Consider the following 22,534-nt stretch of genomic DNA (forward strand, 5'->3'; position numbering starts at 1 on the left):
GCTATGGAAGCAGGTCGCGCCGAACGGCGGCTGGTGGCCATTCTCGCCCTCGACATCGTCGGTTACTCGCGACTGATGGAGGCCGACGAGGCGCGGACGCTGGCTGCCATCAAGGCGTGGCGTTCCGACATCTTCGATCCCCTGCGACTGGACTATCACGGACGCATCGTGAAGCTCATGGGCGACGGCGCGATCGTGGAGTTCGGCTCCGTCGTCGATGCCGTCGCCTGTGCTGTCGCATCGCAGAAGGAGGCCGCCGCTCGCCAGTCGGACGTGCCGCCCGAGCAGCGGATGCTCCTGCGCATGGGCATCAATCTTGGCGATGTCGTGGTCGACGGGGACGACCTGCTCGGCGATGGGGTCAATGTCGCGGCCCGGCTCGAGCAGATATGCGAGCCGGGAGGGCTGTTCCTTTCCGGCACCGCCTTCGATCACCTGCAGGGCAAGTTCGAACTGCCGCTGGAATTCATCGGCGAGCAGCACGTGAAGAACATCCAGCGTCCGGTCCGCGTCTATCGGGTTCGGTTCGACGGGGAGGTCCCGCATCGGCGCCTGCACCTCAAGCATCGTCGCGGCTGGGGAATTGCGGCTGGCTTTGTCTTGCTGGTCCTGGCCGGCCTTGCTGCCACCTGGCTGGTGCAGAGGCGCGAGGGCGCCGACGCGGCGTCCGTTGCGCGGATGGCGTTGCCGCTGCCCCAGACGCCTTCGATCGCGGTCCTGCCCTTCGAAAATCTCAGCTCCGATGCGGCGCAGAACTATTTCGCCGACGGCATGACCGACGACCTGATCACCGAACTCTCGAAGCTCTCGGGCATCTTCGTGATCGCGCGCAACTCGACCTTTGCCTACAAGGGCAAGCCCACCAAGGCGCAGCAGGTGGCCGAGGAACTGGGTGTGCACTACATTCTCGAGGGCAGCGTGCGTCGCGAGGGGAACCATGTCCGGGTCAATGCGCAACTGATCGACGCCATCGACGGGCACCATCTCTGGGCCGAACGCTATGACGGTGAAATGAGCGGCGTGTTCGGCTTGCAGGACAGGGTGATCGGACAGATCGTCTCGACGCTCTCGGTGAAGCTGACGAGTGCCGAGAAGAGCGTGGCAGCGGTGCCGGAAACCACGAACCCGCAGGCCTACGACACCTTGCTGCGCGGCTGGGAACATCTTCGCCGCGACAGCGAGGCCGAAACGGTTGCGGCCTCCACATTCTTCCAGAAAGCGATCGTGCTCGATCCGGACTATAGTCGCGCCTACGCGTCGCTGGCGGCGGCAAACTGGCGGGCAAGCATCCTGTCCTTTGACTACTCCCGCAGAGAAGCCGCGTCCAGGAACCTTACCAGAAATCTTGCCAAGGCCATGGAGAGGCCGACACCGCTTGCCTATGCGATCTCGGCGCAGGTGCTGGCACAGCAGGGGCGCTACGACGAAGCGTTCGCTGCCATCGGCCGGGCGGTGAAGCTGGCGCCCAACGATCCCGACAACCATGTCGGCATGGCGCGGATCCTCAACGCGACGGGACGCGCGGCGGAGGCGGAACAGGAGGTCCGCCAGGCGATGCGGTTCGATCCCCATCCCGCGCGGGCGACGCTGCGCATGCTGGCGGTGTCGCTCTTCTGCCAAGGGAAGTACCAGCAGGCCGCCGACACCTATGAACCCGTGATCGAAACGAAGTCTGCCCTTCTGGCGGACTATGCCACCTTGATCGCGAGCTACGGCCATCTCGGACGCACGGGCGGCATTGCGGCGCTGGTCGACCAATACAACAAGCTGGCTGCGTCCAGCCTGGGCGACCCGCTCACCGTCCAGGAAAGCGCCTATGAATGGTATGGCAGCGTTTTCAGCTACCACAGGCCCTACATTGCGCGCCTGCAGGAAGGGTTGCGCAAGGCCGGATTGCCCGAGGGTGCCGGCACGGACCTGGCGCTTGCCGACTATGTAAGGCTCATGACGCTGACGAAGGGGGAGTTGAGCGTCGACAAAACGATAAAGGTCGATGTGGCGGAGGCAAGGGCGCTGCTGGCGCGCGGCGTGACCTTCATCGATGTGCGGGCTCCGCTCACCTATGACATCGGCCATCTCCCGAGGGCCATCAACCTGTCGCTGCTGACCGCGTTATCGAAGGAAAGCCTCGCCCAGGTGGCGGGAAAGAAGGACGAGGTCGCCTTCTATTGTCAGGGCAGGAACTGCACCCATGCCGCCTATGCATCGGCCAAGGCGATCGCCTGGGGCTACACCCACGTCTACTATTTCGCCGGCGGATTTCAGGACTGGGACGACGAGGGCTATCCGCTCGTGATCGAGGTCCGGAAGTAGTTCGGGCAGGGATGGCCGCGATCCATCGCGGCCGTTACCCGGCGCCCGCAGCAGCCGCTTGGGCTGGCGGAAAAGGTGGCGGTCTCGCGCTCGAACATTGAAGGAACTGGAGCGCGCCGGCCTGATCACCCAGCAGCGCGAATCCCGCTCGATCATCTATCGCGCGGCCTACGATGCGCTTGCCGGTCTCGTCCGCTTCCTGATGGAAGACTGCTGCGGCGGAAACCCGGAAATCTGCGCGCCGGCCACTGCCGCAGCCTTGTGCTGCGCTCCCGAACCGAAGCCGTAGCCGAGATCGCCAAAGTCAACATTCCGGTCGCGATCCTCATCTGGCTGACGATCATCCCGATGCTCATGAAGACCGACTTCCGGTCGCTGTCCGAGGTGGGGCGCCGCTGGCGCGGCATCAGCGTGACCGTCGGCGTGATGATCGGTAGCGCAGCCGGCGGAACCTTTTGGGGAAGCGTGACGTTGATGGTCGTCGTAGAAAGAAAAGCAGGGGGGCATTGAAATGACCAATCAGAAAACTCCCGAAATGACTCCGACGCGTGATCCAGCAGAGGACAATGCCTTTTTCCCTTCCCCCTACTCGCTGAGCCAGTTCACGTCGCCGAAATCCAACCTCGGCGGCGCTGACTACCCAAATCCTTACAAGGGCGGGAGAAAGGTGCTGATGATCGGTGCGGATGAGCGCTACCTCTTAACCGACAACGGTACGTTCTTCTCAACTGGCAACCATCCGCTGGAGACGTTGCTGCCAATGTACCATGTCGACAAGGCCGGCTTTGCCTTCGATGTGGCGACGCTGTCGGGCAATCCCGTGAAATTCGAATACTGGGCCATGCCGACCGAGGACGATGAGGTGAAGACCTTCTTCACTAGCTACAGTGCACAGTTCAAGCAGCCTCTGAAGTTGTCGACGGTGATCGAGCAGGGCCTCGATGACTACGTCGCCATTTTCGTTCCCGGCGGGCATGGCGCCTTGATTGGCCTGCCCGAAAGCGGGGATGTGAAGGCTGCCCTGGAATGGGCGGCAGCGAAAGACAGGTTCGTCATATCGCTCTGCCACGGTCCGGCGGCCTTCCTTGCTGTCGGCAACAGCGACATCTATCGCGGATACAAAATCTGCGCGTTTCCCGATGCGATGGATGCCGAGACACCCGAGATCGGCTATATGCCTGGCCGCCTGACCTGGAAATTCGGCGAGAAGCTCAAGAATCAGCTGGGTATGGACATCATCAACGACGGTATTTCCGGTGCCGTGCATCGGGACCGCAGGCTGTTGACCGGAGACAGCCCGCTGGCGGGAAATGCTCTGGGCAAACTGGCGGCGGAAGCACTGCTCAAGGAAATCGCCGGCGAATAACCGGATGAATCTCGGCTTAACCCGCCCGATGCCGATGCCCGATGACGACACCCGCCGCGGAGAGGCGAGCAGGGACCCGGTCGGGCCCCCGGCCTCAGGCCTCGTGGCAGACCGCCTCGATATTGTGGCCGTCCGGATCGAAAACGAAGGCTGCGTAGTAGTTGGCGTGGTAGCGCGGGCGCAGGCCGGGGGCGCCGTTGTCCTTGCCGCCGGCCGCAAGGGCTGCGTGGTAGAAGGCGTCGACCTGCTCGCGGGTCGCGGCCATGAAGGCCACATGAAGATGCGCCGGCTTTTCGTCGGTTTGGTAGAGGCACAGGGACGACTTGCCGTCCGTGCTCATCTCGACGCCGTGCGCGCCATGATCGACCACGGAGACGCCGAGCGGTTCGAGCGCCTTCAGGTAGAAGTCGAGGCTTGCCGCATAGTCGCGGACACCGAATTTGACGTGGTCGAACATGAACTCTCCTATGCGTCGCTCAAGGGCAGCCGTCCCATGGCTGCATCGCGGCCCCCGTCAGGCCAATACCCCGAGGGCCTTTCGGAGGCAACCGGGGCGGCCGCGCCGCGCAGGTCGTCGTCAAGGCGCATCGCCTGCCATTGGTAGCCGTCCGGGGCTGCCTTGGTCTTATGCGGTGCACACCTCCCGCACGCAGGCCCTTAGCCAGCGATGCGCCGGATCGGCGTCGAGACGCGGGTGCCAGAGCAGCGAGATGGTGATTTCGGGCAGGGCGACAGGCAGGGGGAAGGTGACGAGGTTTTCGCGCAGGCTCCCGGTATAGCGCTCGGGAACGCTGGCGACGAGGTCGGTGGCACGCGCGAGCGCCAGCGCCTCGGAGAAGCTGCCGACGGTGGCGGCGATCTCGCGGCTGAGTTCGAGGGCCGCAAGGGCCGCATCGATCGGACCGGCGTCGTTGCCGCGGCGCGAGACGTGGATGTGGCGGGCGCTGGCGTAGCGGGTGGTCGTGACTTCGCCGCTCGCCAGCGGATGGCCCGATCGGATGACGCCGACGAAACGGTCGTGGAAAAGCGCCTGCGCCCGCAGTTCCGGACCGGTCGTCTCGCTGACCACGGCGGTTTCGAGGTCGACGGTTCCGTCGCGAAGTTGGCTGCTTTCCCGGTCGAGCTTCTGCACGAAGCGCAGACGCACGCCGGGCGCTTGGCTTGCAACGCGGGCAATCAGCGCCGCGCCGAAATTTTCGACGAAACCCTCGCGGTTCCTGAGCGTGAAGGTACGGGAAAGCGTCTTCAGATCCAGGTTTTCGGCCGGACGCAGGCAGGCCTCGGCCGCCTCGACGAGCGGGCCGATGCGGCTGCGCAGTTCCAGCGCCCTCGGCGTCGGCACAAGCCCGCGGCCGGCGCGCACCAGCAGCGGATCGCCGGTCGCCTCGCGCAGCCTTGCCAGCGCCCGGCTCATGGCCGAGGGGCTGAGCCGCAGGCGCCTTGCGGCGCGGGCGACGCTGCCTTCCGCAAGCAGCACGTCGAGGGTCACGAGCAGGTTGAGATCCGGTCTGGTCATCGCCCTTCATAACACGAGTTCATCGATGATGTGGCGTCAAACGCACGAATGAAGTGCAAATGCTGCGCCTTCCGCCATATGAAGGCGAGGTCTAATTTTTTGGAGAACCGACCTTGGAGGGTTTTCCGATGATCCCATGCCCGCTTGTGCCCGCCCCGATTTCCCCGTCTGACCGGAAGTCGTTGCCGCATGTTTTGAATCATGAAGGCGCGCTAGCTTCTTGTTTCCCCTCGATTTCCCGCGCTGCCCATGATCGGCGTGAAACCCCGCGCGCGGGAAGTGGGCGATGAGCGCGACGAAAACTGCCAGCGCTCCCGCCACCGCCTCGGTTCGCTGGGTGCTCACCAGCCTCTCGCTTTCCATGCTGCTCTCTTCGCTTGGCACCAGCAGCGCCAATGTGGCGCTTCCGGCGCTGGCGGATGCTTTCGGTGTCTCGTTCCAGGCGGTGCAATGGGTGGTGCTTGCCTATCTGCTTGCCATCACCACGCTGATCGTCAGCGTCGGGCGGCTCGGCGATATCGTCGGCCGGCGGCGGCTTCTGCTTGCCGGCATCGCGCTCTTTACCGCAGCCTCGGTGCTTTGCGGCCTGACGCCCGCTTTCCCGCTGCTCGTCGCGGTGCGGGTGGTGCAGGGCATCGGGGCTGCGATCATGATGGCGCTGACCATGGCTTTTGTCGGCGAGGCGGTGGCGAAGGAGAAGACCGGCAGCGCCATGGGGCTCATCGGCACCATGTCGGCCATCGGCACCGCGCTCGGGCCGTCGCTCGGCGGTGCATTGCTGGCCGGCCCCGGCTGGCGGGCGATCTTCCTCGTCAACGTGCCGCTGGGGCTTCTGGCGCTCGTGCTTGCCCATCGGCATCTGCCGGCCGACAAGGGGAATGAGGGCAGGGAACGCGCACGCTTCGACGTCGTGGGCACGTTGCTGCTTGCGCTTTCGCTCGGCGCCTATGCATTGGCGATGACGGTGGGACGCGGCAGTTTCGGCGCGCTCAATGTCGCGCTGCTTTCGGTCGCCGCTGTGGGTCTCGCGCTGTTCCTGCGGGTCGAGACCAAGGTAGCCTCACCGCTGATCCGGCCGGCGATGTTGCGCGATCCGGTTTTCAGCCGCGGGCTTTCGACCAATGCGCTTGTCTCGACCGTGATGATGGCAACGCTGGTGGTCGGGCCGTTTTATCTGTCGCGCGGGCTGGGGCTAGATGCGGCGATGGTCGGGCTCGTCCTGTCGGTCGGTCCGGTCATCTCGGCCTTTGGTGGCGTGGTCGCCGGCCGTATCGTCGATCGCCTGGGCGCGGGCTTCGTAGTCACGGTCGGTCTTGCAGCGATGGTTGCGGGCTGTGCGGCGCTGGTGCTGCTGCCGGGGCTTTTGGGCGTTGCGGGCTATATCGCGGCGATCGCGCTTTTGACGCCCGGCTACCAACTGTTCCAGGCGGCCAACAATACGGCGGTCATGGCGGATGTGAGCGCGGACCGGCGCGGCGTCGTTTCCGGCCTCGTCAACCTCTCGCGCAATCTCGGCCTCGTGACCGGCGCATCCGTCCTGGGCGCGGTCTTCGCTTCGGCCGTGGGGGCGAGCGAGGTTTCCGAAGCGGCGCCTGAGGCGGTCGCCCGGGGCATGCAGGTGACCTTCGCCGTGGCCGGGCTTTTGACGGTGATCGCCCTTGCAATCGCGGTTGGGGGCAGGGCGCTTGGCAAGCGCATCATGCGGAGCGGAGAGGCGTCGGCGTAGTGGACGGGACCGTCTCGGGGCGTCGGTGACCGGGCGGACCCGAGCGAAATGGCCGGCTGGCCCTCAGCGGTCGGCGTCCGGCCGGTTTCGCCACGCATTGGCGGTGAGGCCGTAGCTTTGATGCAGGATCTCCTCGCCCCTTGAACGGGAGAGCTTGCGCATGGAAAGCAGCGGGCGAAAGCCGAGCTTGAGCAGCACCTTGCCGGATGCCGGATTGTCGGCCGCGTGCCCGGAGCGAAGCGCCAACAGCCCGACCTGGCGGAAAGCAAAATCCACGACCGCCTCTGCTGCCTCGAAGGCATAGCCCTTTCCCCAGCTCGGCCTTTCCAGCCAGTAGCCGAGTTCGCCTTCCTCGCCGTCGATCTCGTCGAGATCGACCACGCCGATCATGCGGCCGGCGCGCTCGATGGCGAATCGAAAGGCCGTACCCGCCAACCATTCGCGCGGATGCTCGCCGAACCAGCCGGTCATGTCGTCGAGATCAGGCGGGAATAGCGCCATGCGCAGCATGCGCGTCACATCCCAATCGGACTGGATTTCGAAGGCGCGGGGTGCATCCGCAGGCGTGGTCGGGCGCAGGAGGAGACGATCGGTGCGCAGGCGCACGGAAGGGGAGAGCCCGGATTTCATCGCTGGCGGTCTGGTCGTCATTGGGCCTGGTACCTGCTTGGCCGAAAACGCTGGCGGCGAGCTTAACCTGGCGGTGTCCGCCCACAACGGCAAAGGCGCGCCCCGCGACCCCCGGATGCCAGTGGCGTTCACGCGGCCGGGATGGCTTCCAGCTTTGTCCGCAGCGTCTCGAAGTCCGGCACGAACCAGATGGATGTGCCCTTGTTCGTCTCGCGCACGAAATCGGTCAGCGCCTTGCTCGCCTCGAGCCTGGCGCCGATATCGCCGACGATGGCGAGACGCATGTGGTAGTTGACGAATTTCTGGAAGACGTCGCCGGCGATGCGGGTCGAAAGATCGAGAAAATCGGGCCCGAGCCGTTCCACCGGGATCGCCACGACGGTCGCCTCATGCGCCCAAGCGTCGCCGAGAAAATCATTGGCGTCGCCCGGTGCCGCAAGGAGAGGGCCACTAGCCGCGCATTTCAGCACGCGCGCGGTTCCGATTTCGAGAAGCTGTGTCATGCGTCCGGGATAGGGGATAAAGCTCTGGGTTGCAAGGACGATCATTTCCTCAGCGCCGCGCCGGGGAGATGCAGCGTCCGTGGTCCGCGTGATTCGCCTGTGCCTTGCGATGTTTGGCCTATCCTGACGACTGAAGCGATTTTCGTTATATTTGTGTAAATATAACGAAAATCGGAAAATTCAGCGGTCGCCGCAAGTTGTTTCGGCAGGTGCGTCGAGAATTTCTGGCGATTCTTGTTTCGGTTTCCTGTCGATTTGACCCAGATCAATGACCCGGTCCGTTCGGTAATTACTCTCAGCGACGATTCAGGCGTGTCATCGGCAAGTCATGGGATTGATTTTTATTTCGGGTGGCGCATCTTACTTTAGATTGTGTTGGGGGACGCGGAAATGTCGGAACTCGTTCAGCAACAGCCGATCGAAAAGCCACCGCGATCGCGGCGCGCCGAACTCATCACCTTCTTCGTGCTCGCTTTCGGCATCTGGCCGATCGTCGCCGTCGGTATCGTCGGCGGCTATGGCTTCCTTGTCTGGATGCTGCAGATCATCTTCGGCCCGCCGGGCCCGCCCGGGCATTGAGGTCGAGCCATGAAGGTCGAACCTCTCTCACGCCGTGAACTCTTTACCGGCCGCGCTGCCGCAAGGCCCGCGCGCATCCGGCCGCCCGGTGTGTCGGAGCTGAGCCTTGCCGCCTGCACCGGCTGCGGCGCCTGTGTCGAGCGATGTCCCACCGACATCATCCGCCTTGAAGGCGGCCATCCCTTCGTCGACTTTTCGGGCGGCGAATGCACCTTTTGTGGCGCCTGCGCGGACGCCTGTCCCGAACCCGTATTCGAGACGAAGGACGTGTGGCGCTTCCCCCACGTCGCGGCCATCACCGATACGTGCCTGGCGCGCCGGAACGTTGCCTGCCAGTCCTGCGGCGAAAGCTGTCCGGAGCAGGCGATCCGCTTTCGCCCGCGCATCGGCGGCCCGTTCCTGCCTGAAATCAACGACGCGACGTGCACCGGTTGCGGCGCCTGCCTCAGTGGCTGCCCCGTCGGCGCGATTGCGGTGAAGGCGCTGGAAAAGGAGGTGGCGCATGTCTGAGGCCGCAAAGGCGGGCACGCCCTATCACATTTCGAGCGCCGTGGTCGCCACGATGCCGCAGGCCACCGAATCCGTGCTGGCTGTGCTTGAAGGAATGGAGAACGTCGAAATCCATGGCCATGGCGGCGGCAAGATCGTCGTCGTCATCGAAGGCAAAAGCACGGGCGCGCTCGGCGAACGCCTGACGCAGATCTCGCTGCTCGACGGGGTGATCTCGGCCAACATGGTTTTCGAGCATGTGGAAATGGAAGAGGAAAGGCAGGAGCCATGAGCGGAGAACTGACGCGGCGTGACATTCTGAAGGCCCATGCGGCCGGCATCGCCGCCGCCACGGCCGGCATTGCGCTACCTGCCGCAGCCCAGCCGGTGCCGGGTGGCGTCAACGCGCTGGAAATCAAATGGTCGAAGGCGCCCTGCCGCTTCTGCGGCACGGGCTGCGGCGTCATGGTGGGCGTCAAGGAAGGCCAGGTGGTCGCCACCCATGGCGACATGCAGGCGGAGGTCAACCGCGGCCTCAACTGCATCAAGGGCTATTTCCTTTCCAAGATCATGTACGGCAACGACCGGCTGACGACGCCGCTCCTAAGGAAGCGCGGCGGCGCCTACGCCAAGGACGGCGAGTTCGAACCGGTGAGCTGGGACGAAGCCTTCAACGTGATGGCCGAGCAGGCAAAAAAGGTCCTGAAGGAGAAGGGGCCGACGGCGGTCGGCATGTTCGGCTCCGGCCAATGGACGATCTTCGAGGGCTATGCGGCGACCAAGCTGATGCGCGCAGGCTTCCGCTCCAACAATCTCGACCCCAATGCCCGCCACTGCATGGCGTCGGCCGCCGTCGCCTTCATGCGCACCTTCGGCATGGACGAGCCGATGGGCTGCTATGACGATTTCGAGAATGCCGACGCCTTCGTGCTCTGGGGCTCGAACATGGCGGAGATGCACCCCATTCTCTGGACCCGCGTCGCCGACCGGCGTCTCGGCCAGCCGCATGTGCGCGTCGCGGTGCTTTCGACCTTTACCCATCGCAGCATGGATCTGGCCGATATCCCCATCGTCTTCAAGCCGGGCACCGACCTCGTCATCCTCAACTATATCGCCAACCACATCATTACGACCGGCAGGGTCAACGAGGATTTCGTCAACAAGCACACGAAGTTTGCTCGCGGCGTTACCGACATCGGCTATGGCTTGAGGCCCGACAACCCGGTCGAGGTTAATGCCGCCAACTCCAAGGATCCCGGCAAGACCGAGCCGATGGATTTCGCGGCGTTCAAGGAATTCGTTTCCGAATACACGCTGAAGAAGACAGCCGAGATGACCGGCGTCGACCCGGAATTCCTCGAACAGCTTGCCGAGCTCTATGCCGACCCGAGCCGCAAGGTGATGTCGCTCTGGACCATGGGCTTCAACCAGCATGTGCGCGGCGTCTGGGCCAACCAGATGGTCTATAACCTGCATCTCTTGACCGGCAAGATTTCCGAGCCGGGCAACAGCCCGTTCTCGCTGACCGGTCAGCCGTCGGCCTGTGGCACCGCGCGCGAGGTCGGCACCTTTGCCCACCGGCTGCCGGCCGACATGGTTGTGACCAATCCCGAGCATCGCAAGCATGCGGAGGAGATCTGGCGCATCCCGCACGGCATCATCCCGGAAAAGCCCGGCTATCACGCCGTGCAGCAGGACCGGATGCTGAAGGACGGCAAGCTCAATTTCTACTGGGTGCAGGTCAACAACAACGTCCAGGCGGGGCCGAACACCGCCAACGAGACCTGGCAGGGCTATCGCAACCCGGACAATTTCATCGTCGTCTCCGACGCCTATCCGACGATCACGGCGATGAGCGCCGATCTCATCCTGCCCGCCGCCATGTGGGTGGAGAAGGAAGGGGCCTACGGCAACGCCGAGCGGCGCACCCATGTCTGGCACCAGCTCGTGCAGGCGCCTGGCGAGGCGCGCTCGGACCTCTGGCAGATGGTGGAATTCTCCAAGCGCTTCATCACCGACGAAGTGTGGCCGAAGGAGATCCTCGACGCGAGCCCCGAATATCGCGGCAAGACGCTGTTCGACGTTCTCTTCAAGAACGGCGAGGTCGACCGTTATCCGCTGACGGACGTCAGCGCCGAGTACGACAACAACGAGGCCAAGGACTTCGGCTTCTACATCCAGAAGGGAATGTTCGAGGAATACGCCGAATTCGGCCGCGGCCACGGCCATGATCTGGCGCCCTACGACACCTATCACGAGGTGCGCGGCCTGCGCTGGCCCGTCGTCAACGGCCAGGAGACGCGCTGGCGCTACCGCGAGGGCTTCGACCCTTACGTGAAGGCGGGCGAGGGCGTGAAGTTCTACGGCAACAAGGACGGCAAGGCGATCATCCTTGCCGTGCCCTACGAGCCGCCGGCCGAATCCCCGGATGAGGAATACGATACCTGGCTGGTGACCGGCCGCGTGCTCGAACACTGGCACTCGGGTTCGATGACCATGCGGGTGCCGGAACTCTACAAGGCGTTTCCCGGCGCCCGCGTCTTCATGAATGCCGAGGATGCGCGCAAGCGCGGCATCAACCAGGGCATGGAAGTGCGCATCGTCTCGCGGCGCGGCGAAATCCGCTCGCGTGTCGACATCCGCGGCCGCAACCGCATGCCGCCCGGCGTTGTCTTTGTTCCCTGGTTCGATGCCAGCCAGCTGATCAACAAGGTTACCCTCGACGCCACCGATCCCATCTCCAAACAGACGGATTTCAAAAAATGCGCGGTCAAGATCGTTCCCGTCACCCTCTAGGGTGGTCACGGCTGACTGAGGCCGGTTCGAAACGGCCTTTCTGGATAGCCCTTGCTGCTGCCCTGATGGTCTTCGTCACCACGGCGGCCGTCGCGCAAGTGGCCGAAAAGCTGGTGCCGCAGCTCGAGGGCCCGACGCCGCAGATGGCGACGGAGGCGGCAGCACCGCTGCCGAAATGGGTGGTCGACGACAAGCGCAAGATGCGCGCCTATCCCGACCAGCCTCCGGTCATCCCGCATTCGATCGAGGGCTATGAGCTTTCGGTCAATGCCAACCGGTGCCTGTCCTGCCACAAGCGCGAGTTCACCCAGGATTCCGGCGCGCCGATGATCAGCGTCACCCATTACATGACGCGCGACGGGCAGATGATCGCCGACGTTTCGCCGCGGCGCTATTTCTGCACGGCGTGCCACGTGCCGCAGGCCGACACCAGCCCGCTGGTGCCGAGCAATTTCAAGGACATGAGCGAACTGGGTTTCAAGCCGGCCGGAAGCGAGTGACGACATGATCGCATGGATCAGGAAAATCATCCTTTGGGCCTGGGGCATCATGAAGACGCCGGCGGGCACGCTGGGCCTCGGCTTCCTCACGCTCGGTGGCTTCGTCGGCGGCGTCATGTTCTGGGGTGCGTTCAACACGGCGCTGGAACTTACCAACACCGAGAAGTTCTGCACCTCCTGTCACGAGATGCACGACAACGTCTACCAGGAGCTGACCCGCACCATCCACTTCTCCAACCGCTCCGGCGTGCGCGCCAGCTGCCCGGACTGCCACGTGCCGCATGAATGGACCGACAAGATCGCCCGCAAGATGCAGGCCTCGAAGGAAGTCTGGGGCAAGATCTTCGGCACCATCAGCACAAGGCCGAAATTCCTCGAAAAGCGGCTGGAGCTGGCGCAGCACGAATGGGCGCGGATGAAGGCCAACGACAGCCTGGAATGCCGCAACTGCCATTCGTCCGTCGCCATGGACCTGCAGAAGCAGACCCAACGCGCGGCGGAGATCCACACCCGCTACCTGCTTTCGGGCAAGGCCACCTGCATCGACTGCCACAAGGGCATCGCGCACGAGCTGCCCAACATGGAAGGCATCGACCCCGGCTGGAAGATGCCGCCGGAACTGGAAGGCAAGAAGATGGCGAACCAGACGCCGATCGACGATCTGCGGCAGGCGATGGCGGATCTGCACATGCAGGCGCAGTAGGCGAGCGGCGGCCCGCCAGAGCCGCATTGAATTCTCCAGGGCCATGCCGGTGCGGCGTGGCCCTTTTTGCGGTCCTTGGGCAAGGCCGAGCAAGTGATGGCCTCTGCTGGCGCCAACATTGCCTCCCTCATTCCTGTGCTTGTCACAGGAATCCAGCCGCGTCGCGTCCGCGGCGCGAGGGACTTTTCCCGCCAAGCCGGAAGGTAACGCGCCAAGACCGTACTCCCCGCCGTGCCGACGCACGGCCGCTGGTTCTCTGTGACGAGCACAGAGATGAGGGTGGAGGGTGCTGCGACCGCCGAGCCAAACGGGGCATACTCGCTTTGGCGGCGATGGACGGGCGGGGGCCGTCACTGTTCGTTTCCCCACGCCAAACTTTTTTCAGAAAAAAAATCGCCACCGCTGTCGGCACCGCCGTTTCCCGTTCGTCATTTAGCCAGGAAGGCCAATCCGGCTTTCTCCACCGGAGCGGGATAGGAAAAAAATCCGTGCGGGTCTTTCGCCTGCAATCCGCTCTACCTATTTGGGTTTCACCACGCCGGTACCCCCAGGGGTCACGAGGACCGGGGCTGGCGTGACAGAGGAGAATGGACAATGCGCGTAGTGGTTTTTGTAAAGGCGACCGAGGACAGCGAAGCCGGCAACATGCCGTCGACCGAGCTTCTGGAAGCCATGGGCAAGTACAACGAGGAGCTGGTCAATGCCGGCATCATGCAGGCAGGCGAGGGCCTGCATCCGTCCTCGCGCGGCGCCCGCGTCGCCTTCGACGGCGCCGATCGCATGGTGATCGACGGTCCGTTTGCCGAGACCAAGGAACTGGTCGCCGGCTTCTGGATCTGGACGGTCAAGGACATGGCCGAGGCGATCGCCTGGGTGAAGCGCTGCCCGAACCCGATGCCGGGTCCGAGCGAAATCGAAATCCGCCCGGTCTTCGAGATGGAGGATTTCGGCGACGCGGTGACACCGGAGATCGCTGCCCGGGACGAGCAGCTGCGCGAGAAGATCTCCAACCAGTAAGGGTTTTCCGTCGAGCTCAAGGGGAGGGCCTGCCTCTCTTCTCGGGCCTGAGGATCAATCCTGCTTGTCCCTCACCCCAACCCTCTCCCCGCCAAGCGGGGAGAGGGGACGAGCCAGGTTCGGGGCGTCCACGACAAACCGCCGAAGTGAAACTCTGGCGCTTGCCGTCGAGGCGAGCGGGTGCCTCGCGTGCCCTTCTCCCCGCCCGCGGGGAGAAGGTGGCCGGCAGGCCGGATGAGGGGCAAGCCCTTACGAGGCGGATGAGGGGCAAGTCCTCATCGCGGGAGGAGGGGCAGCCTCAAGTGCTTGCGCGGCGAGCGGGACGAAGGCCGTCCGCGGGATGAACGGCTGCCACAGTGTCCGGATCGTGTCGACGTTGGCAGGACGTCTGCCCTGCTTCCCGTAGAGATTGCATTAACCATGATTGTTTACATTTGCTCCGGGGCTTTAACCGGAGTGGGGCAATGGTCAGGACGAGCAGTTTCGTCATTTTTCTCTTTTCAAGCGTCGGGATGGCAGTCGCCGCGGACATCGACGGTCCGCTGGTGGGGACTGAGGACGCCTATGAAGTGCCGGTGGAGCAGGCGTCCGGCGGCATCACCGGCTATATCGAGGGCTCCTATGGCGCGGCCGTGGACTCGCCCGGCGACATCGATGCGGATGCATGGGATCTTCGCGGTGCGGTGAATTTCGACGCCGGCGCCGGCATGAACCTGCAGGTCGATCTCGGTTACACGCGCGCCTCCTACGAGGATCTCGATACCGACAGCTATGACGGCGCGCTGCATGGCTACTACCGCAACGATCTCTTTGCGGCCGGCGTCTTCGCGCAAGGGGCACGCCTCGATCCGGGCATCGGCGTCGACCTCAACGACTACATGGGCGGCGTCGAAGCGGCCTATTTCCTCGATACCTGGACGCTGCACGGCGCACTCGGTTATGGCCAGGCGGTCGTGGAAGACTTCGAAGACATCGACGCCAACCACTACATGGGTGCGCTCGGCGCCCGCGTCTACGCGACCGACAACCTGCGCTTCGACGTCGACGGCTCGCTCCATCGCATCAGCGAAGGCGACCTGGATTACGACCTGCGCAGCCTGAAGCTGACGGCCAACTACCGGCTGGAGACCGTGCCCGTCACGCTCTTTGCCGGCTACAAATACACCAACGAGGAGCTATCGGGCCTGAGCGCATCGGTCTCCGGCGATACGAGCACCATCTTCGGGGGCTTGCGCTTCTCTTACGGCTCCAACACTCTCAAGGAAGAAGAGCGCTTCGGCCCGGTCTGGTCCAGCAACCGCCTGTCGTTCTGATCGGCTTTCGTCGAGGTCCTGGGCTGCCCCGCATTGCGGGGCGGCCGACGGTCGGCTGAGAAATGCCGGCGGTTGCAATGGGGCGAGCGGTGTGACGTCGGCCATTGATCTCAACGCCAAGTTCAGAGAACACAATGTCTGGTGGTGTAATTTAGCATGTGCTAACCTCCTTCGCGTTGAGAGAACAGGGGGAGGCAATCATGGACATGACCCGTCGAGCCATCGCTTTGGGAAGCGCTGGCCTGCTGGCAACAGCTTCGTTTTCCTTTGCAAATGCGCTGGAATCTCCGCTTTTCGATCCGGTCGAGGCTGCGGACGAATTCTGGCTGGCGGTCGAGGCCTATATCTACGGTTATCCGCTGGTGACGACCGAAATCACCCGCCGCGTCATCACCAACGTGGAAAAGGCGGAAGGCAGCAAGGGGCCGATGGGCCACATCATCAAGCTGCGCCAGTATCCGAATGCGTCCTTCAAGGACGTGACCGCGCCGAACGCCGATACGCTCTATACGACCGCCTTCGTCGATGTCGGCAAGGAACCCTGGGTCTTGTCGATCCCCGACATGAAGGATCGGTTCTTCCTGTTTCCGATGCTCGACGGCTGGACGACGGTGTTTCAGGTGCCGGGCAAACGCACGACCGGCGGCGGCCCTCAGGCCTATGCGATTACCGGGCCAGGCTGGCAGGGCAGCCTTCCGGACGGCGTGACCGAATACAAATCGCCGACGAGCATCGTCTGGATCCTCGGGCGCATCTACTGCGACGGCACGCCGGAGGACTATGCGGCGGTGCACGCGCTGCAGGATGAATGCAAGCTTTGTCCGCTGAGCGCCTACGGCAAGGACTGGACGCCGCCGGCGGGCAAGGTCGATCCGGCGATCGACATGAAGACCGCGGTGCGCGAACAGGTTAACCGCATGGATGCGGTCGACTATTTCACCCTGCTTTGCGAGCTGATGAAGACCAATCCGCCGACGGCGGCGGATGGCGAAGCGGTCGCCAAGTTTGCCGAGATCGGTATCGTGCCGGGCCAGGATTTCGACAAGAGCAAGCTCGACGCCGCCTTCGTTTCGCGCATCCCCGCAATGGCGTTCCACCGCATCATGCTGCACTTCAAGTTCAGCGATGGCGACGTGCAGAATATCAACGGCTGGGGTTTTACCACCAAGACCGGTATCTACGGCACAAACTACCTGCAGCGCGCGCTGATCACGGCGATCGGGCTTGGTGCCAACCGTCCGCAGGATGCGATCTATCCGACGTCGCTGAAGTCCAGGGACGGCCTGGTTTCCCGCGCCTATCATGGCTCCAACAAATACGTCATCACCTTCCCAAAGGGCCAATTGCCGCCGGTGCGCGGCTTCTGGTCGATCACCATGTACGACGAGAACTATTTCTTCGTCGACAATCCGCTCAACCGCTATTCGATCAGCGCCCGGGTCGGCCCCAAGGCCAATGCCGACGGTTCGACGGAGATCTACATCCAGAATGAATCACCCGGCAAGGATAAGGAAAACAACTGGCTGCCGGCGCCCAAGGGCAAGTTCATCCTGATGATGCGGCTCTATTGGCCGGACGACAGCCCGCCGTCGATCCTCGATGGTTCCTGGGTGATCCCGGCGGCGAAGAAGGTGGGTTAGGACAGGCCGGAATGCAGCGCGTGCCTTTCGACTCTAGAGAAACTGGGGCACCTTTGCCTTCAGCAACTCGATCAAGTCGGGATCCATGAACGCGTAATCATCCGGAATGCCCAGGCATATCAGGCGTTTGTTCCTGAGGGCGGATCGATACCTTTTCTGGACTTTCGCGCGATGGGCCCGCTCCATCACGAAGATGATGTCTGCCCATTCGATCTGCTCCTGCGAAAGCGGGTTTTCGGCGTCGTTGTTCGTGCCGGCTGACGAAACCTCGATATCCGACCGTCCCGCGAACACCTGTTCGGCGGTGGGGCTGCGCAGCTTGTTCTGACTGCAGACGAAGAGAACGTTTTTCAACGGGTGCCTTACCTTGAGCGAAGGACGCCAGCGATACCACCTGGGCGGGAAGGCGTCCATGCGGGCTGAGCGGTCCCGCGCTTCGCCACTGCCGGCGGCGACCTCTTGATGCGCTAGGGTTCACGCTATTCCAGCCGTTGCTAAACCTTGCCAAATGGCAGAAGCTCCATGCTCTTCACTTCTTTGAAGACGGAGCAGATGCAGCCCATGACCGAAGCCTCTGCCATTCAGCAAAACCACCGCGGCGACGCCCGCATCTGCCGCGGCTGCTGGGACCAGATGCATATGCCGATCCCGATCCGCGGGCCCCTGGCGCTGCCGTTTCGCGCCTTCGGGATTACCCGCAGCAAGATGAATCCGAACATCTGCACGATCTGCGAGCGCTCCTTCCGTTACGTGAAGAAGCAAAGTCACGTTGCGGCAAGTGCCACGATCCTCTTTGCCGACATCCGCGGCTTCACCCATCTGTCGGAGCGGATCGAGCGGATGAGATTGAGTGAGATCGTCAGCCTGTTTCAGGATCGCTGCGCTCAGGCCATCTGGGCGCATGACGGCATCGTCAACAAGACCATGGGCGACGGGCTGATGGCGATCTTCAATTTTCCGATTATCCGGAAGGATCACGCGGACGCGGCGATCCGGGCAGCACTCGATATCCAGAAGCATTGCGCCGATGCCCTCGGCCGCCTCGACTTCGCTGGCCTTGGCGACGCGCCGCTCGGGGTGGGTGTCGGCATTCACTCGGGCGAGGTCGAGATCGGCGAGTTCTCGACATTCCGCAGCGATTTCACCGCGATCGGCGGCACGGTCAACCTGGCCTCGCGGCTCGAATCCCAGGCGGAGGCGGGGGAAATCCTGATCTCGGCGGAAACCGCCAGCGAGGCCGGGGATCTTGTGTCGAACGCCGCAACGCGGCTGCTGAGCCTGAAAGGCATCGATCTGCCGGTGGAGGCGCGGGTGCTAGCGACCCATTGACTGCCTTGAAACGTTTGCGCATTTCCCTCGTGTCGAGGTGAACCGCTTCAACTTGCTCAGTGGAAACTTGCCTGATAGCTGGTTGCGATGAGCGAGACATGAGCGTCAAGAGGCGGTCGCAGTTCAAAGGCCCGTGGGTGGCGTGAGAAATCATAGAGACGGAGGAGGCACCACTCCTCGCGTCGCATCTCAGCCACCTCAAGTTCGTTGCGCGAAATATGGAATGGCGTTCGTTCCCAACCGTTGGTGGTCTTAACCTCGATCAAACGCGCGCGCCCATCCGGCGTGAAGCTCGCTATATCATAGCCCGCGCCATCGCCATCTTCCTGCGCCACCCACCGAACCTGGCGGGCCAAATCCTGACGACCGCTCTGTTGTAGCTGTGCGCGTTCGTGATGGAATACGCGCTCTTCTCCAGCGCGGCCGAGTGCACGGTTGCGTTCGTCCCGCCCGGCCACATCGAAACGCCGAGCGACCGTCTGCATCTGTGTCAATTCGTCGGGTGGTGGGGCATTGTGGAGAGTGGGCGGGACACCGATGAACAGCGCCAGTGGCTCGGCCATGCCGGATGCCGGACGGGAACCAAGGACACTGTCCCATTGCGGATGCTGCGCTAACCAACGGGATATTGCCTCGGCCAACGACATCTGAAAATTGAACCGCGGCTGGTAACCGCTGAGAGTGGGAAGACCAAACCCTTTCGCAGCAGCCGAAATGTTGCAATGTTTGAATTCTATCGAGCCGCGACTTCTTCCGAGCGCGTCTTGCAGAACCCGGTTGTGCAAGGCCTTGTTGTAGGATTGACCAGAAAGTTCGTCGCGTAGCATAGAAAAATAGGCCGCGACGATCGCGTCATTTTCCGTATCTGTCCAATTCCCCAATCCCATGCTCTCCAGGCTACGCAGCACATCGGTATAAGTCATCCGGAAAAGCAGCGTCTCGCCATGCTCCTATACCCTCATCCCCGGATATTGCGTTTCAGTTCGCCTCAACCGATGCTTGTGCTCACTTATCACGCCCAAAGATCGCGCACGCAGCGGCCGTCCGATGGCAGGTCCTCGAAGGTGGCCAAGCCATCGAAATGATCGATCGGGAGATTGGCGACCTGTTCCAGTGCCGCGAGCCTGAGATTGACGGCGATGCGCCGGCGGCCTCGTTCGTCAAGATGAAGGCTGCGCCAGGCGACGACGCCGGCGCAGGTCGGGCAGAACAGGATCTCGAGCGTCGGGCTCCCTTCGTCGGCGCGGGTATAGGCGGTGAGCTCGCCGCTGACGGCGATGCGTTCGCCCTCGTAATCATAGGCCCAGAGCGTGCCGTAGCGGTGGCAGAGGGTGCAGTTGCAGGCGGTGATCGAACCGGGATGGCCTTTAAATGTCCACTTTCCGTTGCCGCAATGGCATGAGCCGTCGAGCATGTTCCGCTTCCCCTGTTGATGCGCAGGTAAGGATAGTGCGTCGATCGGCCGATGTCCGCAATCGGCGCCGGACGTCAATATTGCTCGGGCTTGGGCCCCACGACCGCGTCGATGAACGGGGCTTTCAAGGCCAGGTACTCGCCGATCCCGTGCTGGTTCGTGGCCTCAAGGTGCAACTTCAGTTCCTGATAGCGGGCACGCAGGGTCGGGTCCTCCCGCAGCAGGTCGCGAAAGCGCAGCATTCTTGCGATCTGCCAATGTCCCGACGAACAGACATGAACCTTGTGGGTTCGCACCCCGTTGATGTCGCGCCGATAGAAATGATGGTCCCTGGAGAGGTCCTTGCCGCGAACATATCCAAGCAATGCCATGCGATGATCCACGTCGGCCGTGCCTTCTTGCCTTTCCACCTCGACCAGAAGATCGATTTCCGGCTTGGCCGCCAGACCGGGTACGGCCGTGCTTCCGACATGATGGATGACGACCAGTGCATCCGAGAATACGGCCCGAATGCGCCGCTGCTCAAGGAGGAACAGGTCGGGCCATTGCGGATCATAGGCTGAAATCTGGCTGGTCAGCGGCAGGGTGGCCTCCTTCGGATCCTTGGACGGCGGTGCCATTGTAGCACCCGAGGCGAAGACATGGGCCTTCTCCCGCCCGGGCGGAAGAAGGCTGCTTGCCTTGGCCTTTTATCGTCTAGTTTCGATCGAGCCGCATCACCTTTTCCTCGCCCAGCACCATGCCGGTCTCGCGGAAGCCGAAGCGGTGGTAAAGCGCGTGGGCGCGGGTGTTTTCCGGATAGACGCCGAGATAGATGTCGCCGCATTCGGGGATTTTGGCCATCTGTTCGATGAGGGCTGCAAGCGCCTTGGCGCCATAACCCTTGCCCTGGTGGCGGGCATCGATCATCAGCCGGTAGATCCAGTGGTTGCCGTCATCCGGGTCGAGCGCATACATGGCAAAGCCGACCGGCTCGCCTTCCGCCATCACGGCAAAGCCGACGCATTCGGGGCGTTCGGCCAGTTCTTCGAGGGATTCCTCGTTGCTGGCGATGAAGTCCATCTGATCTTCGTGAACGTCGAGCTTTCGGATGACATCAGCATCGACGGTATCGACGGGCAAAAGTGTAATCGTCATTCGTTCCTCATGGTCGACGCTGTGCTGAACGGCAGTGCCTGCAGCATCCCGTCTGCGGTCGCCTTCTCCCCGCGGGGCGAGCGGGGAGAAGGGACCTTGCAGCGCTCTCGGCATCCGCATCCTGCGCTCTTGCGCGCGGTAGCCTCTGCGGGGCGGGCAGGGGAACCGAAGGGTAGGCGGAGCCGGGCCGCTGCCGTTCCCTCTCCCGATCAGCGGGCGAGGGAGTTGGGGGCAAACAATGGTGGCGCGGGGACGGCGCCCAGCCTGGCAAAACGTCAATAAGAATTTGATCTAGAAGTTGTTTCAGTTTCGGCCGCACCGGCTCGGCCACTCTACGCGCCGAAATCCGGAAAGCGAGCCCTTCTCTGACGGGCGCATTGCAGCAACATTGCGTCGGCAGCCGAACTGGGAAACAGACCCGCCGCTCAGGCCTCTTCCACGATCCGCGGCTCGGGCGCGCCCGACCATTCAAGGGTGATGGTGCGGCCCTGGCGGACGTTCTGGATGACCGAGGGGCGAAAGACGGCGAGGCATTCGCCCTCCGGGTCGCGGGCCGACGGATAGATCAGGCCGTTGCCGCCCTCAGCCAGAATGGTGGCGGCAAGCGCCTGACCGGCCGGGTAGGCGACGGCGGTGTCGGGGGAGAGATAGGCGGCTCCCTTCTCGCCGCGCACGTCATGAAAGCGGCAGGTGAAGCCGGCGATCAGTTCGCGGTAGCGGCCGATGTCGTGAAAGCTGCCGGCTTCGCTGAGCGCGCGGGTGCGGTGATAGACGATTTCCGCCTGGCAGGTCTGAAGTGCACGCGGGCCGAAGGCGCAGTACCAGGCGCCGCGCTCCTCGCCGTTGAAGCGGTTGCCAGGCGGGCGGGCATGGCAGAAGGCGGCGTTGATCAGCGACCAGCCATAACCGTAGGTCTCGTTCAGGAGTTCGGCCGGGTCGACGCCCGCGGGCAGCGCCAGCGGGCTCAGCCGCGCCGAGGTCATCGCCTCCAGCCGGTTGAGGATCTCGATCTCGTCGTCATCCTCGGCGAGAGGCCTGACGGCGGGTTCGTCGATATAGGCGGTCGAGATCAGCCGGACGGTGGCCGGCTCGTTGAAGTCGATTTCGGGCAGCGCGATCATAGGCCGCCGCGCAACCCGTCGAGATAGCGCCGGACCTTCAGCATCCCGGGAATGCCGCCCTCGATCATCAGGTCGACCGGCGAGCGGCCGGCAAACAGCGGACCGGTGTTGACCGCCTTCGGCCACTGATAGGTGAGCGGGCCATTGAAGAAGAGGCGCAGGCCCTTGAAGATGCCGACGATCAGGCTCGCGCGCATCTTCTTGTCCTGGTCGAGCCTGCCCTTGAAGTCCCCGGCCTTCATCCGGTTCCAGGTGGCGATCGGCACGTCGAAGAGCTGGGCCGCCTCCTTGTTGGTGAGGTTCCAGAGGTCACAGGCCTTCACCACGGCCCTGACGATGACCGCTTCCTCGTGCCGGGCCGCTTGCCGATCGGGGGCAAATGCCGGTTGGGCGCTGACCATGGTTGTCTCCTATGAAGTCTTCTGACGTATCATATGATATG

23 protein-coding genes and 3 pseudogenes are annotated in these 22,534 nt (G+C 63.3%); 15 read left to right on the forward strand and 11 right to left on the reverse strand.

Features of this window, described 5'->3' with window-relative positions:
* Positions 1–3 precede the first annotated feature (3 nt).
* From C1A35_RS05170 to hchA, 4 genes and pseudogenes are all read left to right on the forward strand, one after another.
* The gene (locus tag C1A35_RS05170; RefSeq protein WP_104663259.1) at positions 4–2,313 is read left to right on the forward strand and encodes a rhodanese-like domain-containing protein; all 2,310 of its coding nucleotides are present in this window, start codon (positions 4–6) and stop codon (positions 2,311–2,313) included.
* A 97-nt stretch (positions 2,314–2,410) separates the two neighbouring features.
* Positions 2,411–2,602: pseudogene (locus tag C1A35_RS05175) on the forward strand (ArsR/SmtB family transcription factor); the annotation flags it as partial.
* A pseudogene (locus C1A35_RS05180) lies at positions 2,602–2,733 on the forward strand (arsenical-resistance protein); the annotation flags it as partial. The pseudogenes C1A35_RS05175 and C1A35_RS05180, both read left to right, overlap by 1 nt.
* Positions 2,734–2,824: 91 nt before the next feature.
* Positions 2,825–3,679: a glyoxalase III HchA gene (hchA, locus tag C1A35_RS05185; RefSeq protein WP_104663260.1), complete on the forward strand. Its 855-nt coding sequence runs from the start codon at positions 2,825–2,827 to the stop codon at positions 3,677–3,679.
* Between the two features lie 94 nt (positions 3,680–3,773).
* Here hchA and C1A35_RS05190 read toward each other — a convergent pair whose 3' ends face one another.
* Complete coding sequence (locus C1A35_RS05190; RefSeq protein ID WP_104663261.1) at positions 3,774–4,136, reverse strand: VOC family protein; 363 nt, start codon at positions 4,134–4,136, stop codon at positions 3,774–3,776.
* A gap of 168 nt (positions 4,137–4,304) precedes the next feature.
* On the reverse strand, positions 4,305–5,195 hold the full coding sequence (locus C1A35_RS05195) for a LysR family transcriptional regulator (RefSeq protein ID WP_104663262.1): 891 nt from the start codon (positions 5,193–5,195) through the stop codon (positions 4,305–4,307).
* Positions 5,196–5,481: 286 nt separating this feature from the next.
* Between C1A35_RS05195 and C1A35_RS05200 the strand changes: the two genes are divergently transcribed.
* Positions 5,482–6,921, forward strand: a complete 1,440-nt coding sequence (locus C1A35_RS05200) for an MFS transporter (protein ID WP_104663263.1) — start codon at positions 5,482–5,484, stop codon at positions 6,919–6,921.
* 63 nt (positions 6,922–6,984) lie between these two features.
* Here C1A35_RS05200 and C1A35_RS05205 read toward each other — a convergent pair whose 3' ends face one another.
* Together C1A35_RS05205 and C1A35_RS05210 are read right to left on the reverse strand one after the other, a co-directional pair.
* Complete coding sequence (locus tag C1A35_RS05205) at positions 6,985–7,572, reverse strand: GNAT family N-acetyltransferase (protein ID WP_234822747.1); 588 nt, start codon at positions 7,570–7,572, stop codon at positions 6,985–6,987.
* Positions 7,573–7,679: 107 nt separating this feature from the next.
* A complete protein-coding gene (locus C1A35_RS05210; RefSeq protein ID WP_234822750.1) occupies positions 7,680–8,099 on the reverse strand; it encodes a DUF4180 domain-containing protein in 420 nt (139 codons plus the stop codon).
* Positions 8,100–8,444: 345 nt separating this feature from the next.
* On the opposite strand from C1A35_RS05210, the gene napE reads away from it, so the two are divergent.
* The 9 genes and pseudogenes from napE to C1A35_RS05255 all read left to right on the forward strand — a co-directional run bounded on the left by napE (position 8,445) and on the right by C1A35_RS05255 (position 17,091).
* A complete protein-coding gene (gene napE / locus C1A35_RS05215; protein WP_104663265.1) occupies positions 8,445–8,633 on the forward strand; it encodes a periplasmic nitrate reductase, NapE protein in 189 nt (62 codons plus the stop codon).
* A gap of 9 nt (positions 8,634–8,642) precedes the next feature.
* On the forward strand, positions 8,643–9,143 hold the full coding sequence (gene napF, locus C1A35_RS05220; protein WP_104663266.1) for a ferredoxin-type protein NapF: 501 nt from the start codon (positions 8,643–8,645) through the stop codon (positions 9,141–9,143).
* Positions 9,136–9,436, forward strand: a pseudogene (locus tag C1A35_RS05225) (chaperone NapD). Before napF ends, C1A35_RS05225 begins: the two are co-directional and overlap by 8 nt.
* Positions 9,411–11,918 carry a periplasmic nitrate reductase subunit alpha gene (gene napA / locus C1A35_RS05230; protein ID WP_104663268.1) on the forward strand — a complete coding sequence of 836 codons (2,508 nt, stop codon included), beginning with the start codon at positions 9,411–9,413 and terminating at the stop codon, positions 11,916–11,918. The pseudogene C1A35_RS05225 and the gene napA overlap by 26 nt, the downstream one beginning before the upstream one ends.
* Entirely contained in the window at positions 11,885–12,418 is a 534-nt protein-coding gene (locus tag C1A35_RS05235) for a nitrate reductase cytochrome c-type subunit (RefSeq protein WP_104663269.1), read from the forward strand. The genes napA and C1A35_RS05235 overlap by 34 nt, the downstream gene beginning before the upstream one ends.
* Positions 12,419–12,422: 4 nt before the next feature.
* A complete protein-coding gene (locus tag C1A35_RS05240) occupies positions 12,423–13,121 on the forward strand; it encodes a NapC/NirT family cytochrome c (protein WP_104663270.1) in 699 nt (232 codons plus the stop codon).
* Between the two features lie 594 nt (positions 13,122–13,715).
* A complete protein-coding gene (locus C1A35_RS05245; RefSeq protein WP_104663271.1) occupies positions 13,716–14,138 on the forward strand; it encodes a YciI family protein in 423 nt (140 codons plus the stop codon).
* Between the two features lie 464 nt (positions 14,139–14,602).
* Positions 14,603–15,451, forward strand: coding sequence for a hypothetical protein (locus C1A35_RS05250; RefSeq protein WP_104663272.1), 849 nt, complete (start codon positions 14,603–14,605; stop codon positions 15,449–15,451).
* A gap of 200 nt (positions 15,452–15,651) precedes the next feature.
* On the forward strand, positions 15,652–17,091 hold the full coding sequence (locus C1A35_RS05255) for a DUF1254 domain-containing protein (protein ID WP_104663273.1): 1,440 nt from the start codon (positions 15,652–15,654) through the stop codon (positions 17,089–17,091).
* 33 nt (positions 17,092–17,124) lie between these two features.
* Here C1A35_RS05255 and C1A35_RS05260 read toward each other — a convergent pair whose 3' ends face one another.
* The gene (locus tag C1A35_RS05260; protein WP_104663457.1) at positions 17,125–17,445 is read right to left on the reverse strand and encodes a low molecular weight protein tyrosine phosphatase family protein; all 321 of its coding nucleotides are present in this window, start codon (positions 17,443–17,445) and stop codon (positions 17,125–17,127) included.
* A 207-nt stretch (positions 17,446–17,652) separates the two neighbouring features.
* Between C1A35_RS05260 and C1A35_RS05265 the strand changes: the two genes are divergently transcribed.
* Positions 17,653–18,420, forward strand: coding sequence for an adenylate/guanylate cyclase domain-containing protein (locus C1A35_RS05265; RefSeq protein WP_104663458.1), 768 nt, complete (start codon positions 17,653–17,655; stop codon positions 18,418–18,420).
* 56 nt (positions 18,421–18,476) lie between these two features.
* On the opposite strand, the gene C1A35_RS05270 is transcribed toward C1A35_RS05265, so the two are convergent.
* The 6 genes from C1A35_RS05270 to C1A35_RS36620 form a co-directional block, all read right to left on the reverse strand.
* Positions 18,477–19,343: a DUF3883 domain-containing protein gene (locus C1A35_RS05270; protein WP_234822752.1), complete on the reverse strand. Its 867-nt coding sequence runs from the start codon at positions 19,341–19,343 to the stop codon at positions 18,477–18,479.
* Between the two features lie 89 nt (positions 19,344–19,432).
* Positions 19,433–19,834 carry a GFA family protein gene (locus tag C1A35_RS05275; RefSeq protein ID WP_104663274.1) on the reverse strand — a complete coding sequence of 134 codons (402 nt, stop codon included), beginning with the start codon at positions 19,832–19,834 and terminating at the stop codon, positions 19,433–19,435.
* Between the two features lie 74 nt (positions 19,835–19,908).
* Complete coding sequence (locus C1A35_RS05280; protein WP_234822754.1) at positions 19,909–20,454, reverse strand: GrpB family protein; 546 nt, start codon at positions 20,452–20,454, stop codon at positions 19,909–19,911.
* Positions 20,455–20,530: 76 nt separating this feature from the next.
* The gene (locus tag C1A35_RS05285; RefSeq protein WP_158664971.1) at positions 20,531–20,971 is read right to left on the reverse strand and encodes a GNAT family N-acetyltransferase; all 441 of its coding nucleotides are present in this window, start codon (positions 20,969–20,971) and stop codon (positions 20,531–20,533) included.
* A gap of 425 nt (positions 20,972–21,396) precedes the next feature.
* Positions 21,397–22,092: an RES family NAD+ phosphorylase gene (locus C1A35_RS05290; protein ID WP_104663276.1), complete on the reverse strand. Its 696-nt coding sequence runs from the start codon at positions 22,090–22,092 to the stop codon at positions 21,397–21,399.
* On the reverse strand, positions 22,089–22,493 hold the full coding sequence (locus C1A35_RS36620) for an antitoxin Xre-like helix-turn-helix domain-containing protein (RefSeq protein ID WP_104663277.1): 405 nt from the start codon (positions 22,491–22,493) through the stop codon (positions 22,089–22,091). Before C1A35_RS36620 ends, C1A35_RS05290 begins: the two co-directional genes overlap by 4 nt.
* Between the last annotated feature and the right edge of the window lie 41 nt (positions 22,494–22,534).

This window comes from Ensifer adhaerens (assembly GCF_002940685.1).
Lineage (GTDB): Bacteria > Pseudomonadota > Alphaproteobacteria > Rhizobiales > Rhizobiaceae > Ensifer > Ensifer adhaerens_E.

Coding starts and splice junctions, on each gene's coding strand:
- C1A35_RS05170 (WP_104663259.1), top strand. CDS start 4: ATGGAAGCAGGTCGCGCCGAACGGCGGCTGGTGGCCATTCTCGCCCTC.
- hchA (WP_104663260.1), top strand. CDS start 2,825: ATGACCAATCAGAAAACTCCCGAAATGACTCCGACGCGTGATCCAGCA.
- C1A35_RS05190 (WP_104663261.1), bottom strand. CDS start 4,136: ATGTTCGACCACGTCAAATTCGGTGTCCGCGACTATGCGGCAAGCCTC.
- C1A35_RS05195 (WP_104663262.1), bottom strand. CDS start 5,195: ATGACCAGACCGGATCTCAACCTGCTCGTGACCCTCGACGTGCTGCTT.
- C1A35_RS05200 (WP_104663263.1), top strand. CDS start 5,482: ATGAGCGCGACGAAAACTGCCAGCGCTCCCGCCACCGCCTCGGTTCGC.
- C1A35_RS05205 (WP_234822747.1), bottom strand. CDS start 7,572: ATGACGACCAGACCGCCAGCGATGAAATCCGGGCTCTCCCCTTCCGTG.
- C1A35_RS05210 (WP_234822750.1), bottom strand. CDS start 8,099: ATGATCGTCCTTGCAACCCAGAGCTTTATCCCCTATCCCGGACGCATG.
- napE (WP_104663265.1), top strand. CDS start 8,445: ATGTCGGAACTCGTTCAGCAACAGCCGATCGAAAAGCCACCGCGATCG.
- napF (WP_104663266.1), top strand. CDS start 8,643: ATGAAGGTCGAACCTCTCTCACGCCGTGAACTCTTTACCGGCCGCGCT.
- napA (WP_104663268.1), top strand. CDS start 9,411: ATGAGCGGAGAACTGACGCGGCGTGACATTCTGAAGGCCCATGCGGCC.
- C1A35_RS05235 (WP_104663269.1), top strand. CDS start 11,885: ATGCGCGGTCAAGATCGTTCCCGTCACCCTCTAGGGTGGTCACGGCTG.
- C1A35_RS05240 (WP_104663270.1), top strand. CDS start 12,423: ATGATCGCATGGATCAGGAAAATCATCCTTTGGGCCTGGGGCATCATG.
- C1A35_RS05245 (WP_104663271.1), top strand. CDS start 13,716: ATGCGCGTAGTGGTTTTTGTAAAGGCGACCGAGGACAGCGAAGCCGGC.
- C1A35_RS05250 (WP_104663272.1), top strand. CDS start 14,603: ATGGTCAGGACGAGCAGTTTCGTCATTTTTCTCTTTTCAAGCGTCGGG.
- C1A35_RS05255 (WP_104663273.1), top strand. CDS start 15,652: ATGGACATGACCCGTCGAGCCATCGCTTTGGGAAGCGCTGGCCTGCTG.
- C1A35_RS05265 (WP_104663458.1), top strand. CDS start 17,653: ATGACCGAAGCCTCTGCCATTCAGCAAAACCACCGCGGCGACGCCCGC.
- C1A35_RS05270 (WP_234822752.1), bottom strand. CDS start 19,343: ATGACTTATACCGATGTGCTGCGTAGCCTGGAGAGCATGGGATTGGGG.
- C1A35_RS05275 (WP_104663274.1), bottom strand. CDS start 19,834: ATGCTCGACGGCTCATGCCATTGCGGCAACGGAAAGTGGACATTTAAA.
- C1A35_RS05280 (WP_234822754.1), bottom strand. CDS start 20,454: ATGGCACCGCCGTCCAAGGATCCGAAGGAGGCCACCCTGCCGCTGACC.
- C1A35_RS05285 (WP_158664971.1), bottom strand. CDS start 20,971: ATGACGATTACACTTTTGCCCGTCGATACCGTCGATGCTGATGTCATC.
- C1A35_RS05290 (WP_104663276.1), bottom strand. CDS start 22,092: ATGATCGCGCTGCCCGAAATCGACTTCAACGAGCCGGCCACCGTCCGG.
- C1A35_RS36620 (WP_104663277.1), bottom strand. CDS start 22,493: ATGGTCAGCGCCCAACCGGCATTTGCCCCCGATCGGCAAGCGGCCCGG.